General features: G+C 68.7%; 15 protein-coding genes. 6 read left to right on the plus strand and 9 right to left on the minus strand.

The window, feature by feature from the left end:
* Positions 1-51: 51 nt before the first annotated feature.
* Positions 52-1,572, plus strand: coding sequence for a globin domain-containing protein (locus ACWD4J_RS18065; RefSeq protein ID WP_451396352.1), 1,521 nt, complete (start codon positions 52-54; stop codon positions 1,570-1,572).
* 76 nt (positions 1,573-1,648) lie between these two features.
* Here ACWD4J_RS18065 and ACWD4J_RS18070 read toward each other — a convergent pair whose 3' ends face one another.
* The 5 genes from ACWD4J_RS18070 to ACWD4J_RS18090 all read right to left on the minus strand — a co-directional run bounded on the left by ACWD4J_RS18070 (position 1,649) and on the right by ACWD4J_RS18090 (position 5,458).
* The gene (locus ACWD4J_RS18070; protein ID WP_451396353.1) at positions 1,649-2,131 is read right to left on the minus strand and encodes an NUDIX domain-containing protein; all 483 of its coding nucleotides are present in this window, start codon (positions 2,129-2,131) and stop codon (positions 1,649-1,651) included.
* A gap of 92 nt (positions 2,132-2,223) precedes the next feature.
* Complete coding sequence (locus tag ACWD4J_RS18075; protein ID WP_451396354.1) at positions 2,224-3,129, minus strand: LysR family transcriptional regulator; 906 nt, start codon at positions 3,127-3,129, stop codon at positions 2,224-2,226.
* A gap of 236 nt (positions 3,130-3,365) precedes the next feature.
* Complete coding sequence (locus tag ACWD4J_RS18080; protein ID WP_451396355.1) at positions 3,366-4,547, minus strand: cystathionine gamma-lyase; 1,182 nt, start codon at positions 4,545-4,547, stop codon at positions 3,366-3,368.
* Complete coding sequence (locus ACWD4J_RS18085) at positions 4,544-5,035, minus strand: low molecular weight protein-tyrosine-phosphatase (protein WP_451396378.1); 492 nt, start codon at positions 5,033-5,035, stop codon at positions 4,544-4,546. Before ACWD4J_RS18085 ends, ACWD4J_RS18080 begins: the two co-directional genes overlap by 4 nt.
* 45 nt (positions 5,036-5,080) lie before the next feature.
* A complete protein-coding gene (locus tag ACWD4J_RS18090; RefSeq protein ID WP_451396356.1) occupies positions 5,081-5,458 on the minus strand; it encodes a phage holin family protein in 378 nt (125 codons plus the stop codon).
* Positions 5,459-5,516: 58 nt separating this feature from the next.
* Here ACWD4J_RS18090 and ACWD4J_RS18095 point away from each other — a divergent pair, with 58 nt between their 5' ends.
* The 4 genes from ACWD4J_RS18095 (at position 5,517) to ACWD4J_RS18110 (ending at position 7,904) form a co-directional block, all read left to right on the plus strand.
* Positions 5,517-5,834: a cupin domain-containing protein gene (locus tag ACWD4J_RS18095; RefSeq protein ID WP_451396357.1), complete on the plus strand. Its 318-nt coding sequence runs from the start codon at positions 5,517-5,519 to the stop codon at positions 5,832-5,834.
* Positions 5,835-6,021: 187 nt separating this feature from the next.
* Entirely contained in the window at positions 6,022-6,237 is a 216-nt protein-coding gene (locus tag ACWD4J_RS18100) for a DUF5326 family protein (RefSeq protein WP_451396379.1), read from the plus strand.
* Positions 6,238-6,536: 299 nt separating this feature from the next.
* The gene (locus tag ACWD4J_RS18105) at positions 6,537-7,382 is read left to right on the plus strand and encodes an IclR family transcriptional regulator (protein WP_451396358.1); all 846 of its coding nucleotides are present in this window, start codon (positions 6,537-6,539) and stop codon (positions 7,380-7,382) included.
* A gap of 84 nt (positions 7,383-7,466) precedes the next feature.
* Entirely contained in the window at positions 7,467-7,904 is a 438-nt protein-coding gene (locus ACWD4J_RS18110) for an SsgA family sporulation/cell division regulator (protein WP_451396359.1), read from the plus strand.
* A 75-nt stretch (positions 7,905-7,979) separates the two neighbouring features.
* On the opposite strand, the gene ACWD4J_RS18115 is transcribed toward ACWD4J_RS18110, so the two are convergent.
* The gene (locus ACWD4J_RS18115) at positions 7,980-9,515 is read right to left on the minus strand and encodes a YibE/F family protein (protein ID WP_451396380.1); all 1,536 of its coding nucleotides are present in this window, start codon (positions 9,513-9,515) and stop codon (positions 7,980-7,982) included.
* Between the two features lie 229 nt (positions 9,516-9,744).
* Between ACWD4J_RS18115 and thiC the strand changes: the two genes are divergently transcribed.
* Complete coding sequence (gene thiC / locus ACWD4J_RS18120) at positions 9,745-11,529, plus strand: phosphomethylpyrimidine synthase ThiC (protein ID WP_451396360.1); 1,785 nt, start codon at positions 9,745-9,747, stop codon at positions 11,527-11,529.
* Between the two features lie 70 nt (positions 11,530-11,599).
* Here the strand turns inward: thiC and ACWD4J_RS18125 are convergent, their stop codons facing one another.
* From ACWD4J_RS18125 to ACWD4J_RS18135, 3 genes are all read right to left on the minus strand, one after another.
* Positions 11,600-12,487, minus strand: a complete 888-nt coding sequence (locus tag ACWD4J_RS18125) for a hypothetical protein (protein WP_451396361.1) — start codon at positions 12,485-12,487, stop codon at positions 11,600-11,602.
* Positions 12,488-12,668: 181 nt separating this feature from the next.
* Entirely contained in the window at positions 12,669-13,751 is a 1,083-nt protein-coding gene (locus tag ACWD4J_RS18130) for a metallophosphoesterase (RefSeq protein WP_451396362.1), read from the minus strand.
* Between the two features lie 277 nt (positions 13,752-14,028).
* Positions 14,029-14,528 (minus strand): substrate-binding domain-containing protein (locus ACWD4J_RS18135; RefSeq protein WP_451396363.1); only part of this gene is annotated, 500 nt, incomplete at its 5' end.

The following is a 14,528-nucleotide window of genomic DNA, read 5'->3' on the forward strand; positions in this document are numbered from 1 at the left end:
GACAGGGGAAGTGCGCAGACCGACCGAAAGATGTTCGAGGCGAGGCACAGTATGGACGCTCCGACCACGAAGTCGGCCGACAACGGCACTTCCGGCGACAACAGCGGTGGCGGGGGTGGCTGGTTCACGCCCCGCAAGAAGCCTGCGAGGCCCGCCGACGAGGAGCCGGATGCGGTCGAGGGCCGTCGCATATCGCCCATACGCCCTGTCGGCAGGCCCGTATCAGAGCCCGTTCCCCCATCGGAACCATCCTCCGCGTCGGCACCGACGGCCGCCGAGACGGCGCTTCTGACCCGACCGGAGCCTGCCGTTGGATCAGCGGCTCCTCACCCGGCACATGCTGAGCCGCGTGCCGCCGAAGCGACCGCTGCCGCGCCGGCCCCCACTCCCGCCCACGCGTCTCCCCACGTGCCCACCCACGACCCCGACCCCGCTCGCCACCACGTATCGGACGGTGCATCGCCGGACGCCGTTCTCGTCCGGCGCACCATGGGCGAGGTCGGCCCTGTCGCGGACAAGGTGACCTCCTACTTCTACGCACTGCTCTTCGTCCGCCACCCCGAACTGCGGTCCTTGTTCCCCGCCTCCATGGACACTCAGCGCGACCGCCTCCTCAAGGCGCTGCTGACCGCCGCGGAGCACATCGACAACACCGACGTCCTCGTCGCCTATCTGCAGAACCTCGGCCGCGGGCACCGCAAGTACGGCACCCGGCCCGAGCACTATCCGGCTGTCGGAGAGTGCCTCATCGCGGCGCTGACCCGATATGCCACGACCACCTGGGACGACGAGACCGAGGCTGCCTGGGTCCGTACGTACACGACGATCTCCCAGGTCATGATCGATGCCGCAGCGGAGGACGAGTTGCGGTCTCCCGCCTGGTGGTACGCGGAGGTCGTCTCGCACGAGCTCAGGACATCCGACATCGCTGTCGTCACGGTCCGCCCGGACCAGCCGTACCCGTTCCTGGCCGGTCAGTACACCAGCCTGGAGACGCCGTGGTGGCCGCGGGTATGGCGTCACTACTCGTTCGCTTGCGCGCCGCGTCCCGACGGCCTGCTGTCCTTCCATGTCAAGGCGGTGCCGGCCGGCTGGGTCTCCAACGCTCTGGTCCACCGCGCCCGTCCGGGCGATGTGATCCGGCTCGGCCCGCCGGCAGGGTCGATGACCGTCGACCACGGCACCGACACCGGCCTTCTCTGCCTCGGCGGAGGCACCGGCATCGCGCCCATCAAGGCGCTCATAGAAGATGTCGCCGAACACGGTGAGCGGCGCCCGGTCGAGGTCTTCTACGGCGCGCGTACCGATCACGACCTGTACGACATCGACACGATGCTGCGGCTGCAGCAGTCCCACCCCTGGCTGGAGGTGCGGCCGATCGTCGATCAGCAGGCGCATCTCCAACTGCCCGACGCCATACGCGCATACGGCCCGTGGAACGAGTACGACGCCTATCTGTCGGGACCTCCCGGCATGATCCGCCGTGGCGTGGACGCCCTGAGGGACATCGGCATTCCTTCGGACCGGATCCGCCACGACGCCATCGAGGAGCTCGTCACGGCCGGCGACTGATCCGCTCGGCTCCAGACGTCAGCCCGGTCGAAGACAACGGGCCAGCCGAAGTCATCAGCCCAGGTGGCTCCAGGCATCAGCCCAGATCAGGCGCATGCATGGCGCGTACGCCTTCGATGTTGCCGTCGAGATAGTGCCGCAGCGACAGCGGGACCAGATGCACGGATGCGATGCCGACACGGGTGAAGGGCACACGGACGATCTCGTACTCGCCGCACGGGTCCTCCACCTCCGGGCCGTGCCGATGGGCCTCGTCCATGGATTCCAGTCGGCAGACGAAGAAGTGCTGCACTTTCACGCCGGTCGCGCCACCGTCCTCGCCGATGTGCTCCACGGTGTCCACAAAGCAGGGCACCACATCGACGATCTTGGCGCCGAGTTCCTCGTGCACTTCGCGATGGAGCGCGTCGACGACGGTCTCGTCCTCGGGCTCGACCCCACCACCGGGGGTGACCCAGTAGGGGTCGACGCCAGGCTTGGTCCGCTTGATCAGGATCAGGTCTTCGCCGTCCAGCAGGACGGCACGTGCGGTGCGCTTGACCACGGGTCGGACGGTCATGGGAGAAATGTGGCCCCGTCGGTTCCACGTGAAACCTCGCGAATGCCCCTGGTACGTCCTCGCGCGTCCTGGCGGACCCGCTGGTTCCGCGACTACGCCCAGTCGGCGGCAGCGTGCAGTAGCCATTCGTGCGCTCGCGCGATATGCGGCATGGCGAGTGTGCCGGTGCGCACCGCCAGGAAATACGTCCGCAGCGGCGGCACCGTCGGCTCCAGGGGCGCGACGATGTCTCCGCGTTCCAGGGCCGGGGCGCACAGATAGCGAGGCAGCACGGCCAGCCCGGCACCCGCGACAGTGCAGGCCAGCACGGCGCGTAGATCGGGAACGATGACCGTGCCGGAGATCGCCGGACGGCAGTCGAAGACGGCGGCCCAGTACCGCGCCACGAGCGGCAGCGACTCGTGCACCTCCACCACCGGCAGGTTCTCCAGGGCCGGTGGATCATTGCGGTGCAGCTTGCCGGAACTGATCTGGGCGGCCCAGCGGGGAGCGGCGACGAGGACGTGCTCTTCGTCGCAGAGTGGAGTCGCGGTGAGCAGAGCACCCCGCGGACGGGCGGTCGTAATGGCCAGATCGTGATGCCCGGCGGCCAGGCCTTCGAGCGTCTCCTCGGCATTGCCGAACGAGGCACGCAGGGCGAAGGCCTGGCCGTCCTCGCGGGTCAGTGCGGCAAGGGCCGGCAGAGCACGCTCAGCGGTGAACTCCGGGGGGCCCGCGAGATGCAGGGTGCGTAGGGAGGAGTCCTCGTCGAGCCCGGCTTCGGCGATCTCCACCAGCGCGTCGAGATGCGGGGCGGCCTTGTGCGCCAGCTCGTCGCCGATCGTCGTGGGAGTGACGCCACGCGCCTGACGCAGAAAGAGCGGGCGGCCCAGCTGCCGCTCCAGCGTACGGATCTGGGAGGTGACCGCAGGCTGCGAGAGACCGAGCAGTGCGGCGGCCCTGGTGAAGGAACCAGCCCGGTGCACGGTCACAAAAGTGCGCAGCAGGGCCAGATCCATCGGTAGCTCCTCCCCTCCCAAAGCCCCCAGCCGCGCCCAACTATAAATAAGTCGATAGGTCTCTGTCGCTACAGTGATTGGACACTGACAGAGAGTCAACTAGCCTTGTTTCTGCGGTTCTTCGCGCGCAGAACCGGGACGGTCCGAGCCACGAGGGGGGAGGCTCGGACCGTCCGCTGTGTGTACGGCCTCAGCCGCGGGCGCACGGGACCCGCGGCGGGGCGTTCCGGAAGCCGTCAGTCCGCCGACTCGTCGAGTGCGCGCAGCACATCCGACACCAGATCATCGGTGTCCTCGGCGCCGGCCGAGAAGCGGATGAATCCTTCCGGAACCGCGTCGCCGCCCCACCGGCCGCGCCGCTCGGCCGTGGAACGCACACCGCCGAAGCTCGTTGCATCGTCGACGAGCCGGAGCGCGTCCAGAAAACGATCGGCACGCGCGCGCGTGGGCAGCGTGAACGAGACCACGCACCCGAAACGGCGCATCTGCTGAGAAGCGATCTTGTGCGAGGGGTCGTCCGGCAGACCCGGGTAGCGCAGCCCGGTCACCTCTTCCCGGTCGCGCAGCGCCTCGGCGACCGCCAGCGCGTTCGCGTTCTGGCGGTCGGCCCGCAGCTGGAGCGTGGCGATGGCGCGATGGGCGAGCCAGGCCTCCATCGGGCCCAGGATGGCCCCGACGATCTTGCGCCAGCGCCGCACCGACGCCGCAAGATCGGCGTCGCGGCATGCGACGTACCCCAGCAGGATGTCGCCGTGCCCGGTGAGCTGCTTGGTGCCGCTCGCCACGGTGAAGTCGGCACCGAGTTCCAGCGGGCGCTGGCCGAGCGGGGTGGCGAGGGTGTTGTCGACGGCGACCAGCGCGCCACGCGCGTGTGCCGCCTCGACGAGCCGCCGCACGTCGCACACGTCGAGCCCCGGGTTCGACGGCGTCTCGATCCACAGCAGTCGCGCCCCGTCCAGGACGTCGAGCTGGGCATCGCCGCCGGTCGGCGCGGTGCGCACCTCGATGCCGTACGCGTTCAGCTGCTCGCGCACCAGCGGCAGGACCTGGTAGCCGTCGCTCGGCAGGACCACGGCGTCGCCGGCGCGCAGCTGCGAGAAGAGGACGGCCGAGATCGCGGCCATGCCGGACGCGAAGACGAGCGTCTCCACGTCCTGCCCCGGCGCCTCGAGCTCGCCGATGGCCCGCTCCAGATGTGTCCAGGTCGGGTTCTCGTCGCGGGCGTAGGTGTACGGACCCGTGGGATCGCCGGGCAGATGGAAGTGCGCCGCGAACACCGGCCCCGGCAGGCTCGGCTCGTACTTCACGGGCTCCGGCAGGCCGGCCCGCACCGCGCGCGTGCCGTCGCCGGCCGCGGATGCCTTGTCCGTACCGTCCGGCTCCCGGGGGGTGTCCGCCTTCTGCGGGGTGTTCGTCATGCCGCCTGTCCTTCCACTGCCTTGCGCACGGCGGCGAGCAGACCTTCGCTCGCCGCCTCCACCATGTCCAGGCACTCCTCGAACCCGTCCAGGCCCCCGTAATAAGGATCGGGCACGTCCAGATCGCCGGCCGCGGAGGGGTCGAAGGAACGCAGCAGCCGGACCTTCTCCGCGTCCGCCGGGGTCGGCGCCAGGTGGCGCAGGGCCCGCAGGTGACCGGAGTCAAGGGCGATCACCAGGTCGAGCCGGGAGAACCAGGAGGCCTGGAATTCCCGGGCCACGTGTGCGCTCGCGTATCCGTTCGCCTCGAGGACGGAGACGGTGCGGGGGTCGGCGCAGTCGCCTTCGTGCCATGCCCCCGTGCCCGCGCTGTCGACCTCGATGAGATCGTCCAGACCGGCCTCACGGACACGCTCCCTGAAGACGGACTGGGCCATGGGCGAGCGGCAGATGTTGCCGGTGCAGACGAAGCACACGCGATACGGCACGGAGGGCGCCGACGAGCGGGCAGGGAGGGAAGACATCGAAAGCGCTCAGTCCTCGTCCGGGAGCACGACGTTCAGGGCCCAGGACACGATCGAAATGATCAGGCCGCCCAGCACGGCGGTCCAGAACCCCTCGACATGGAAGCTCACGTCGAGCTTGCCGGCCAGCCAGGAGGTCAGCAGCAGCATCAGCGCGTTGACCACGAGCGTTATCAGGCCGAGCGTCAGGATGAACAGCGGGAAGGTGAGCACCTTCACGATCGGCTTGACCAGGAAGTTCACCAGGCCGAAGAGCAGAGCCACGATGATCAGCGTCAGCACCTTGCTGCCGGTGTTGTCACCGGTCAGGGTGATCTTGTCGAGCAGCCATACGGCCACGGCCAGAGCCCCGGCGTTGGCGAGCGTCTTGACTACGAAATTCTTCATGTGTCTGATCGTGGCAGACCTGAGCGGATCACGAATACGGCCAAGGGGCAACGAAGCGATGAAGGCATTCCGGTTGGACGAACTGGAGGCGGAGCGTGCCGCCAATGACGGTGCGTATCTGCAGTTCCTGCGGGAGCGGAACATGTCGGTCGGCCTGTATGCGCTCAACGCCGGCGAGCACGATCCCCAGCAGCCGCACAACCAGGACGAGGTGTACTTCGTCGTCAGCGGTCGCGCGGCGATCACCGTCGGCATGGAGACCACGCAGGTCGCGCGGGGCAGCGTCGTCTATGTGCCGGCCGGAGTCGCGCACAAGTTCCATCACATCTCGGAGGACCTGCGCGTTCTCGTGGTCTTCTCCCCGCCGGAGGCCTGAGCCGCCCGGGGGCCGCTTCGGTGACCGCTCCGGCGCTCCTCCTGGGGAATACGTCTCGGTCTCGGGGTTCCCTAGGGGATCGATCAGGGAAGGACAGGGGGCCCGGGGCCCCCACAGCCCCCCACCGCGCCCCTAGCATCGATAGCACGGACCAAGGCGTGTGCGGAAAGAGGTAAGGACGATGGCAGTGCGGGAGATCTTCGCGGGTATGCCCTGGTGGGTGAAGTGGATCGCGGTGCCGGTCATCGCCCTGGTGGTGTTCGGCGGGATGATTGCGAGCATTGTCGGCTTCGTGATCGGTCTGCTCTTCAAGGTGCTGTTGTTCGTGGCGCTCGTCGGTGGACTCGTCTACGTCGTACGCAAGTTCATGTCGTCCTCGTCCTCGCGCAACAGCGACTGGTAGGCCGCGCAGCGGGCGGCCGGTGGAGCCGTAGCACCGGCCCGACGGCCGCCGTATCAGCGACTGAGGGATCGCGTAGTAACGACGGAGTGGTCCCAGGGTGACCCGAAATCAACGTGGCAGGGTGCGAATTCCAGCGTGGTTCCCTCGGCAGGGGGAAGTTTCCCGGCGAGGCAGCCGGCGGTCGGCGCCCAAGGGCTAGAGTCCGGTAATCCGACGCGGGGTGGCCCCCGCGAGCGGGCTCTCAGCCCCTTCCCCGTGTCCCCCGGCACGGGCGGAACCCACCGCTTCGGGAGCGACCCTTGGCCAAGGTTGACACCACACCCGCTGACAAACCTCCCAACTGCCTCCCGACCCAGCCCGGTCCTCGTTCGAGCGATGCCCAGGCGCCGACCCTCATCGGATCGGTCCAGCGGGCCATACGCCTGCTCGAGGCCGTCGCCGCGCACGACCACGGCGCGCCCGCCAAACAGTTGGCCCGCGAGACCGGGCTGGCGCTCCCCACCGCGTACCACCTGCTGCGCACGCTGACGCATGAGGGTTATCTCCACCGGGAGGACGGCCGGTTCGTCCTCGGCGAGGCCACCGAGCGGCTGAGCAGCAAGGGTGCTCAGCAGAAACGTCGCAGCAGTATGGGGGACGCACTCGCGCACTGGTGCGACTCCCTCGGCGTGCCCGTGTACTACGCGGTCTACCGGGACGGCGAGATCGACGTCCTGGCCGTGGCGGACAGTCCGGCCGCCCCCGCCGTGCCGGAATGGGCGGATTTCCGCGAGACCGCGCACACCCATGCGATCGGCCAGTGCCTGCTGTCCCAACTGGACGACGAAGGGCGCCGGGACCATCTGGACCGCTATCCGGTGCAGTCGATCACCCCGTACTCGGTCCGTGATGAAAGAACCTTCCTGCGTCGGCTCGAGACGATGCGGCGGATGCAGCCGGTCATCGAACGGCAGGAGTACGCCCTCGGGGCCGTGTGCGCCGCGATTCCCCTCACGTTCGGCACCACGGCCGCCGCGATCGCGGTCTCCGTCCCGGCCCATCAGGAGGAACGGCTGCTGCCGGTGACCCGGCGCTTGCAGACCGAGATAGGCCGGCTGTCGGGGACGCTCGGTCTCTATCAGGATCTGAAAAATCACTCCTTGTGATCTGTTGTGTACGTTGAGCAAGATTCCAGATGCGTGCCAGGGGCCCATCCCTGGCCAGACGACGGCGAATTTGACGGGGCGGCGATGCGCGAGTCCGTACAGGCTGAGGTCATGATGAGCTTCCTCGTTTCCGAGGAGCTCTCCTTCCGTATCCCGGTGGAGCTGAGTTATGAGACCCGCGATCCCTATGCCGTGCGGTTGACTTTCCATCTGCCCGGCGATGCTCCCGTGACCTGGGCGTTCGGGCGGGAGCTGCTGGTCGATGGAGTGGTCGCGCCGTGCGGCGACGGCGATGTGCGCATCTCTCCCACCGGGGACAAGATGTTCGACGAGGTGCTCATCACGCTTCAGGTGAGTTCGGACCAGGCGATGTTCAGGGCCGGGGTCGCACCCCTGGTGGCCTTCCTCGACCGCACCGACAAGCTTGTGCCGCTTGGGCAGGAACGTGCCCTCGCCGACTTCGACGCCAGTCTCGACGAGACGCTGGACCGGATCCTCGCGGAGGAACAGAGCGCCGGCTGACGGAACGAAACGGCACGTGCACCTGCAGTTGCCGTAACGCTTCGTCTGCCATGGACAGGGCGCGTCGTTCCGGCGTCAGCGCTTGCGGCGCCGCCCCCGTCCGCCGCGCGGCGTCGGCGGCCGGGTGCCCGTTGCCGACCGGGCACCCGCCGCCCCCGTCGCTTCCGGGTTCTGCCCCGAACCCGGACCCGGCCTGTCGGCAGAGACCACCAGCGCGGCCAGGGCAGTGGTGAGCGGCACCGAGGCGACGAGACCGATCGAGCCCACCAGGGTCCGTACGATCTCCTCCGCCACCAGCTCGCTGTTGGCCACCGCGCCCACGCTGCTCTGGGCGATCGAGAAGAGCAGCAGCAGCGGCAGGGCCGCGCCCGCGTACGCCAGGACCAGCGTGTTCACGACCGATGCGATGTGGTCGCGGCCGATCCTGAGCCCTGCCCTGTAGAGCTTCCGCCAGCCCACGGTCGGGTCGGCCTCGTGCAGCTCCCACACCGCCGAGGTCTGCGTCACCGTCACGTCGTCGAGCACGCCGAGCGAACCGATGATGACGCCCGCAAGCAGCAGACCGCTCATGTCGATCTTCGGGTACAGGCCGTGGATCAGGCCGGTGCTGTCGTCCGTGTTGCCGGTCAGCGAGGCCCAGTCGATGAACAGTGCGCCCAGCAGGCCGATCAGCAGCAGCGAGAACAGCGTGCCCAGCACCGCGACCGACGTACGGGCCGAGAGCCCATGGCAGAGATAGAGCGCGATCAGCATGATGGCGCTCGCTCCGACCACCGCGACGACCAGCGGATTCGAGCCCTGCAGAACCGCGGGCAGGATGAACAGCGTGAGCACCATGAAACTGATCGCGAGCGCGACCAGCGCCATGAGACCGCGCATCCGCCCCACCACGACCACGGCGAGCGCGAAGATTCCGGCGAGCAGCGCCACGGGGAACCTGCGGTTCACGTCGGTGACCGAGTACTGCAGCTCCTTGGGCGCGTCAGGCGCGTACGCGACCACCACTTCCTGTCCCTGGTGCAGCTGCCGCGGTGCGTCCGGCTGCACGATCTCCGTGAACGTACGGCCCTTGTTCTTGCCGGTCGTGACCTCGACCGTCGCCTTTCCGCAGATCCCGTTCGCCTGCTGCTCGGCGGAAGAGCCCTCGGCGGTCGATGTGTCGCCCGTCGGGGTGTCCCCCGATGCGTTCACGGACTTGCAGTCCACCTTCTCGACCTTGACGACCCTGGCCTGCTCGGTCTGCCGGTCGAAACCGACTCCGGTGCGCTCGTGCGGCGGCGCGCCGCCCGGCCAGAGCACGACGAGACCTACGACGACCGCGGCCGCGAAGGGGATCAGCACCGCGGCGATCACCTTGCGCAGATGCTTCGAGACGGGCGCGGCCGGCCCGTGGGCGTGCGAGTGACCATGCCCGCCTGCACCATGTCCGGGGCCGGCACCATGGTCGTTGCCGTTGCCCACCCCGTGCCCGTGCCCATCGTGCACGTGCCCGTTCTCCGGTCCGGGTGGGCCGTCCCCGTACCGAGGCGCTGGCGGACCACCCTCGTACGAAGGTCTGGGCCGGCCCTGTCCACGCGGCGGTTCGGAGGGCGGCTGCGGGCGCTGCTGCATGGGGCTCACGCGCAGATCATCGCAAGAACGACAGGGGGCCTCTGTTCAGCTCGCAAGATATGACGCTAGCGTGGAGGCACTTTTGCAATCGCGGGAGCTCGGAGCACCGGGCTGAGAGGACGCTGACCTTCGTCGTAGCGATGTTTCACATGAAACATCGGCAGACGGAAGCCGCTGCGTCGACCGCCGAACCTGTTACCGGGTAATGCCGGCGTAGGGAGTAGGTCTCATGACCAACAAGGACGCACGCACGCCTGCCTCCACGCAGAACTCCAGCACTGGGGAGGCCGGGAAGTCCATCGGCTGGCACAAGGCGTACGTCGAGGGTTCGCGCCCCGACCTGCGCGTGCCGGTCCGTCAGGTGCATCTCACCAACGGGCAGTCCGTCACGCTGTACGACACGTCCGGACCGTACACCGATCCCTCCACCACCACCGACGTCCGCAGGGGCCTGCCGCCCGTCCGTGAGAACTGGATCACCGCCCGCGGAGACACCGAGGAGTACGCGGGCCGCCCCGTCCGCCCCGAGGACGACGGCATCAAGCACACATCGCCCCGCGGCGGACTGCGCAACCTGGACGCCGTCTTCCCCGGGCGTCCGCGCCAGCCGCGCAGGGGCCGCACCGGGCAGGCCGTGACGCAACTCGCGTACGCGCGACGGGGCGAAATCACGCCCGAGATGGAGTTCGTGGCGATCCGCGAGAACGTCGACCCCGAGGTCGTACGCGAGGAGATCGCCGCCGGCCGCGCGGTGCTGCCCGCCAACGTCAACCACCCGGAGATCGAGCCGATGATCATCGGCAAGCGATTCCTGGTGAAGGTCAACGCCAACATCGGCAACTCCGCCGTGACCTCCTCCATCGAGGAGGAGGTGGAGAAGATGACCTGGGCGACCCGCTGGGGTGCGGACACGGTCATGGACCTCTCCACCGGCCGTAACATCCACACCACCCGCGAGTGGGTACTGCGCAACTCCCCTGTCCCGATCGGCACTGTGCCGCTCTACCAGGCCCTCGAGAAGGTCGACGGCAAGGCCGAGGAACTGACCTGGGAGATCTACAAGGACACGGTCATCGAGCAGGCCGAGCAGGGCGTGGACTACATGACCGTCCACGCGGGCGTGCGCCTGCCCTATGTACCGCTGACGGCCAACCGCAAGACCGGCATCGTCTCCCGCGGCGGATCGATCATGGCCGCCTGGTGCCTCGCGCACCACAAGGAGAGCTTCCTCTACGAGAACTTCGAGGAGCTCTGCGAGATCCTCGCGGCCTACGACGTGACCTACTCGCTCGGTGATGGCCTGCGGCCGGGCTCGATCGCGGACGCCAACGACGAGGCGCAGTTCGCGGAGTTGCGCACGCTCGGGGAACTCAACCGGATCGCCAGGCGTTTCGACGTGCAGACCATGATCGAGGGCCCGGGACACGTCCCGATGCACAAGATCAAGGAGAACATCGACCTTCAGCAGGAGATCTGCGATGAAGCTCCGTTCTATACGCTCGGCCCGCTGACGACGGACGTCGCGCCGGCGTACGACCACATCACCTCCGGCATCGGTGCCGCGATGATCGCCTGGTGGGGCACGGCGATGCTCTGCTATGTCACGCCCAAGGAGCACTTGGGCCTGCCCAACCGTGACGACGTCAAGACCGGCGTCATCACCTACAAGATCGCCGCCCACGCAGCCGACCTCGCCAAGGGGCACCCGGGCGCCCAGGAGTGGGACGACGCGCTGTCGGACGCCCGCTTCGAGTTCCGCTGGGAGGACCAGTTCAACCTGGCCCTGGACCCCGACACGGCACGGGAGTTCCACGACGAGACGCTCCCGGCCGAGCCGGCGAAGACCGCGCACTTCTGCTCGATGTGCGGCCCGAAATTCTGTTCGATGAAGATCTCGCAGGACATCCGCCGCGAACACGGCACCACGAAGAGCGAGATCGAGGCGGGCATGGAGGAGAAGTCCAAGGAGTTCGCGGCGGCGGGCAACCGGGTGTATCTGCCGATCGCCGACTGAGCGACCGACCGGCTGAGCGGTGGTCGCCCGGGCCTCTCACTCGTGCGTCGAGAGGCCCAGGCGGCCCGGCTCACTCCGGCCTGTGCTCCGGGCCTCCGAAGTCCGGGCTCGTGAAGTCCGGGCTTGTGAAGCTCGGGCGCGGGCCGGCTGCGGGTCCGCCCTCCGGGCTGCTGAAGCCGGGCCTGTCGTACCCGAGGTGAGGGATACGGCCGGCCGGAGCGGTCGGTGTGGGGCGGCTCGGCGGTGCAGGGGCGAGGCCCTGGCCGGGGTCGGTCAGGGCCTCCCTGAGGAACGGCACTATGCCGCGCTCCAGGAGTGCCTGGTGCCAGGCTTCCCTGGCCTGGTCCACCGCCTCGCTGTGCTCGTAGTACTCATCGGCCTGGAGCGACGTGGAGGCGTTGCGCAGGGCGGTGAGCAGCAGGCCCACCGCGGCGACCAGGATGGCGGCGGCCGTGATCGCGGTGAACACCCAGCCGGTGGTCAGCAGGGTGTGTGCGAACGCCTCCTGGGGCTCGAGCGCCTTCAGGATGTAGCCGACGAGCAGGAAAATCGCGGCTGCGGTGCCGGCGAGGACCGGGGTGAGCACCGCGACGACGGCGGTCACGCCGGCGCCGGCGGCCTCGGTGGCCTGGGTGGCCTCGCCCATGGCGGTGGCGAGCCCCACGGCGCCCGAGCCGGGCTCCGTGCGGCTGGCCCCGTCGCCCACGGCCGTGCTGGGCCGTGCGGGTTCGCGGAGTTCGTCGCGGACCTTCACATAGTGCTGATACTCGGTTGCGGCGGCTGCCGTGATCAGTGCCGTGGCATTCAGCGCCATGGTGCGCAACTGCTCGGCGTTGAGCTGTCGGCCTGTCGCGGCCAGATCAGGACGGTGTGGTGCGGAGCGCAACGCCTCATCGAGGACCCGCTCGTACTCCTGGCGGTCCTCATTCAGCAGCTGCGGAGCGCTGTTCATGTGCATCCCCCGATGCTCCGTAGGGCTTGGGAGCTCGCAGGCTTGCGAGCCGTGGCAGAAACGGAGGGGAGCCTGCTACGGATAAACCGATGGTAGAGCGGTCACGGCCGGTGGTGACAGGGGGTTTCCGGAAATTGGGCCCCTGGCCAGAGCCGCCGTCGTCGGTGGGCGCCTGCCCGGCGAACGGTCATTTATCCATGGGGAGTTGGCAGACCAGCAGTTTTCCGGCCATGGTCACGCCCCCGTCCATGGCGATGGCCAGACCGCCGGCGTAGATGTGCGGTCCCTCGACCGCGGGCCCCGCGCCGTTCTCGCCCTCCTCCGATCCGACCTCGCCGAGGAGGTACGGGATGGGGCTGTGGCCGTGCACGATGCGCGTGCCGCCGTAGGCGTCGAGGAGTTCACGCACGGCGCCGGGGCCTGCTTCGTCGTCGCGGAAGGCGAAGCGCTTGGTGAACTTGCGGAAGAGGTCCCAGCATTCGTCGGCGTCGTTGCGGGTGAGGGTTTCGCGGACCGTGTCGTTGACCGCTTCGATGGAGTCGCCGTACTCGAGGTAGGCGGTGGTGTCGGAGTGCACCAGGAGATAGCCGTCCTCCTCCATCATCGCGTCGAGGCGGGCCATCCACTGCAGATGGTGGTCCTGGAGGCGTTCCATGTCGGTCTTCTGGCCGCCGTTGAGCAGCCAGGCGGCCTGGAAAGTGGCGGTTCCCGCTCCCGAGTTGACCGGCGTGTCGCCGAAGCGCTTGGCGCCGAGCAGCAGCAGTTCGTGGTTGCCCATGAGGGCCTTGCAGTAGCCGCCGGCGGCCGCTGCCTCGGCGGAGAGCCGCATCACGAGGTCGATGACGCCGACGCCGTCGGGCCCTCGGTCGGTGAAGTCGCCGAGGAACCACAGCCGCGTGTTGCCCGCGGACCAGTTGCCCTCGGCGTCGACGAGGCCCTTCTCCTGGAGCGCCTCGACGAGCTGGTCGAGGTAGCCGTGGACGTCGCCCACGACGTAGAGGGGGCCGAGGCCTTCGGGGGTTGCCGGGTCGGGCGCGGGCTCTGGTGCGAGCGGCAGATGGAGGGTGTCTCCGCGGTCGACGACCGGGAGATCACGCTGGGTCGGTGTGTAGCCCGCGGGCTCCGCGGTGTCCTCGGGCACGCCGGTGCTCTGCCCTGTGGGTGCGGCACTGTGCGCGTACGGACCGGTCTCATGGACGTACGCGGGTACGCGGAAGTCGCGCAGCGTCGCCGTCCGCACCTCGGGTCCCTGACCGGCCCCCTGAGTCATCGACCCCTCCACCACCATTGCGCCGCATCTGCACCGGATCGGACTGCCTGGTCGCAGCGGCCCGCGGTGTCGTCCGCCCATCATAGGAATGCGGCTCGTTCTGTGTGATGACCCAGGGGTGGTGAATCGGCTTCGTACCCCGGTTCACCGAAGTTTTCTCCCGAATTGGGCAGGGGTTTCCCTGCAGGCCATGGCAGCTACGTGTGTTCCCACTCTCCCCGTCTGTGTCGTCTCCGCCTGGTCTGTCCCGGACCGGTGATCTACCCCGATCGGTGACCTATCCCGGACCGGGGGAGCGAGGTGGATTGACCATGACGCGCGGCTGCCGCCGCTGGGAGGAGGCCCGCACGATGAGTTCGGTCGGTATCACCTGCTCGACCGGTTGGTCCGATTCGACGCCTTCGATGGCGTCGATGAGGAGTTGCACCACTGCGGTGCCGATGCGGCGCGGCTTGAGGGAGAGGGTGGTGATGGGGGGTTCGGTGTTGGCGTAGACGGACGACTCGCTGCAGCACACCAGGAGCAGGTCGTCGGGTACGCGCAGTCCGTACCGGCGGGCTGCGGCCAGCAGGTCGGTGCCGTTGGGGTCGAAGAGTCCGTAGACGGCGTCGGGCCGGTCCGGGCGGGCGAGCAGGCGGTCGGCGGCGACCGCTCCGGCGCACGGGTCGTGGGCCGGGTACGTCTCGTACACGGGGTCCTGCCCGACGCGCTCGCACCAGTTCAGGTACGCCGTCGTGGACAGGTTGGTGTACGTGTCGGTGGAGGTGCCGGTGAGCA

This window comes from Streptomyces sp. NPDC002577 (genome assembly GCF_053594815.1).

Coding starts and splice junctions, on each gene's coding strand:
- ACWD4J_RS18065 (WP_451396352.1), top strand. CDS start 52: ATGGACGCTCCGACCACGAAGTCGGCCGACAACGGCACTTCCGGCGAC.
- ACWD4J_RS18070 (WP_451396353.1), bottom strand. CDS start 2,131: ATGACCGTCCGACCCGTGGTCAAGCGCACCGCACGTGCCGTCCTGCTG.
- ACWD4J_RS18075 (WP_451396354.1), bottom strand. CDS start 3,129: ATGGATCTGGCCCTGCTGCGCACTTTTGTGACCGTGCACCGGGCTGGT.
- ACWD4J_RS18080 (WP_451396355.1), bottom strand. CDS start 4,547: ATGACGAACACCCCGCAGAAGGCGGACACCCCCCGGGAGCCGGACGGT.
- ACWD4J_RS18090 (WP_451396356.1), bottom strand. CDS start 5,458: ATGAAGAATTTCGTAGTCAAGACGCTCGCCAACGCCGGGGCTCTGGCC.
- ACWD4J_RS18095 (WP_451396357.1), top strand. CDS start 5,517: ATGAAGGCATTCCGGTTGGACGAACTGGAGGCGGAGCGTGCCGCCAAT.
- ACWD4J_RS18110 (WP_451396359.1), top strand. CDS start 7,467: ATGCGCGAGTCCGTACAGGCTGAGGTCATGATGAGCTTCCTCGTTTCC.
- ACWD4J_RS18115 (WP_451396380.1), bottom strand. CDS start 9,515: ATGCAGCAGCGCCCGCAGCCGCCCTCCGAACCGCCGCGTGGACAGGGC.
- thiC (WP_451396360.1), top strand. CDS start 9,745: ATGACCAACAAGGACGCACGCACGCCTGCCTCCACGCAGAACTCCAGC.
- ACWD4J_RS18125 (WP_451396361.1), bottom strand. CDS start 12,487: ATGCACATGAACAGCGCTCCGCAGCTGCTGAATGAGGACCGCCAGGAG.
- ACWD4J_RS18130 (WP_451396362.1), bottom strand. CDS start 13,751: ATGACTCAGGGGGCCGGTCAGGGACCCGAGGTGCGGACGGCGACGCTG.